This window comes from Nonomuraea sp. NPDC023979 (assembly GCF_040639085.1).
Taxonomy (GTDB): Bacteria; Actinomycetota; Actinomycetes; order Streptosporangiales; family Streptosporangiaceae; genus Nonomuraea; species Nonomuraea ceibae.
On sequence record NZ_JBEZZG010000080.1, the window covers coordinates 1 to 2,089 of the forward strand.

4 protein-coding genes are annotated in these 2,089 nt (G+C 78.4%); 1 reads left to right on the plus strand and 3 read right to left on the minus strand.

All coding sequences use genetic code 11. From position 1 onward, the window contains the following. Nucleotides 1-233: hypothetical protein (locus AB0G11_RS48860; RefSeq protein WP_357594155.1), on the plus strand; the 233-nt coding region annotated here is incomplete at its 5' end. A 36-nt stretch (nt 234-269) separates the two neighbouring features. Here the strand turns inward: AB0G11_RS48860 and AB0G11_RS48865 are convergent. From AB0G11_RS48865 to AB0G11_RS48875, 3 genes are all read right to left on the minus strand, one after another. After that, the gene (locus AB0G11_RS48865; protein ID WP_357594157.1) at nt 270-1,070 is read right to left on the minus strand and encodes an urease accessory protein UreD; all 801 of its coding nucleotides are present in this window, start codon (nt 1,068-1,070) and stop codon (nt 270-272) included. Further along, the gene (gene ureG / locus AB0G11_RS48870) at nt 1,067-1,768 is read right to left on the minus strand and encodes an urease accessory protein UreG (RefSeq protein ID WP_219518174.1); all 702 of its coding nucleotides are present in this window, start codon (nt 1,766-1,768) and stop codon (nt 1,067-1,069) included. Before ureG ends, AB0G11_RS48865 begins: the two co-directional genes overlap by 4 nt. A gap of 23 nt (nt 1,769-1,791) precedes the next feature. Next, a partial coding sequence (locus AB0G11_RS48875) for an urease accessory UreF family protein (RefSeq protein ID WP_357594159.1) occupies nt 1,792-2,089 on the minus strand: 298 nt, incomplete at its 5' end.

Genomic DNA, 2,089 nt, shown 5'->3' on the forward strand with positions numbered 1-2,089 from the left:
CGCGACGGTACGCGGCCTGCCGCGCGGGGCTGGTCACGGCGTGCGGCGCGCTGCCGGGCGCAGCCGGCGGCGGCGTCGCCGGCCTGCTGCTGGCCTGGCCGCTGACCACCTCGATCGAATGGGACGTGCCGCCACGGGTGGCCTTCGACACCCCGTGGGAGCTGGTCGCCGCCCTGGCAGCCGGGCTCCCGGCGCTCGCGGCGGCCCTGGCGGCGCTCAGACCGGCGAGATGACCCGGCCCCGGCGGCGACCTGTCGGGGCGCCGGGGGTCACGCGATCCGTGAGGCCGCCTCGAGGAGGCGGCGCAGCCGGACCAGGTCCGGGGCGACGGCGCTCACCAGGAAGGCCGGCCCGGCGAGCGGGGTGAGCACGGCCTGCCCCTCCCCGGGATCGTCGCCGGCGAGCCGGACGGCCGGCGCCCGCTCGTCGAGGCCCGGGTCGACGACGAGGATCTGCCCGGCGGTGCGATGACCGGCCAGGACCGCCGGGCCGTCCCACCCGGGCGCGTCCGGCCCGTACCGGCTCTCCAGGTCGAGAAGGGGACGCCCGCCGCGCCGGACGGTCAGCCGGGCCGACAGCCGGCCCGGCGGCTCGCCGACGCGGCCGAGGACGTGCTCCTCGCGCAGCACGAGCCGCGCCGTGGCCGCCAGGTCGACGACGCACGTCTGCCGCAGGTTGCTGCGCGCGGCGGAGATCAGCGGCTCGGGCAGCCACTGCAGGCTCGCCCCCGCCGCGACGCTCACCCGCACGTCGTAGGCGGCGTGCCCGGACGTGGGGCCGCGCAGCGCGACGGTGGCCCCGGCCGAGGTGACGCGCAGGTGGGCGTCCTCCTCGACGCCGACCTCGATGCGCAGCCGGTCGCCGCCCAGCGGCGCGCTCATGGCGCCGATGACGCACACCCGCGCCTGGCTCCCGTCGGAACGGCCGCGCCGCAGGTCGAACGGGCCGTCCCCGGCCAGCACGGGCAGGGCCGTGACCGTCCCCGCGCGCACCGCCCTGATGCGCGCGGTGGCGTGCACGCCCGGCCCGGGACGACCGGCCCGGCTCGCGGTGGCCGCCGTGAGCGTCACGCGGCGCCCGCGCCCCAGGCGGCCAGCCGCCCGCGCACCCAGTCGGCCACCGGCGTGACGCCGCCCTCGGCCTTCAGCGCCGTGAACGCCACCGGCAGGTCGCCGCGCTGCGCCCTGGCGTCGCGGGCCATGCCCTCCAGGTCGGCGCCCACGTACGGGGCCAGGTCGGTCTTGTTGACCACCAGCAGGTCGGAGGCGGTCACGCCGGGGCCGCCCTTGCGCGGGATGTCGTCGCCGCCCGACACGTCGATGACGAAGATCTGCGCGTCGACGAGGCCCCTGGAGAAGGTGGCGGTCAGGTTGTCGCCGCCGGACTCCACGAGGATCAGGTCCAGCGCGCCGATCCGGTCCTCCAGGTCCTCGACGGCTTCGAGATTGGCGGAGATGTCGTCGCGGATGGCGGTGTGCGGGCACGCGCCCGTCTCGACCGCGGCGATCCGCTCCGGCGGCAGGACGGCCTCGCGCAGCAGGAACTCGGCGTCCTCGCGGGTGTAGATGTCGTTGGTGACGACGGCGATCGACACCTCGTCGCGCAACGCCCGGCACAGGGCGGCCACCGTGGCGGTCTTGCCGGTGCCGACCGGGCCGCCCAGCCCGATGCGCAGGGCCCGCCGCCCGCCGCCCGGCCGCTGCGGGGGAGAGCCGCCGGGGCCGTGCGGGTGGCCGTCGGGGAAGGAGTCGCCGTGGTTCAGGTGCATGGGTGCTCCGGATGGTCTGGGGGTCAGGAGGCGAACAGGCGTACCGGCAGGGCAGCATGCCGTTCGGCGGAGATGTCGAGCAGCGGCGCCGAGACGGCGGGCAGCGCCTCGACGCCCTCGGCGGCGACCCGCCGCGCGGCCCCGGCCGCCCGCGCCGCGACCCGGTCGACGTCCTCGGCGAGGCGGGCGAGCACACCGGCGGCGTCGACCGGGTCCAGCCGCAGCAGCCGGACCGTCGCACCGGCCGGCCCGCTGACGCTCTCGTACGCGGCCGCGTACGCCGCGTCGAGCGCCGGCAGGCCCGCCGAGCGGGCGGCGAGC

Bases quoted from the DNA above. Each gene is read 5' to 3' on its own strand.
- ureG (WP_219518174.1), bottom strand. From the start codon at position 1,768: ATGCACCTGAACCACGGCGACTCCTTCCCCGACGGCCACCCGCACGGC.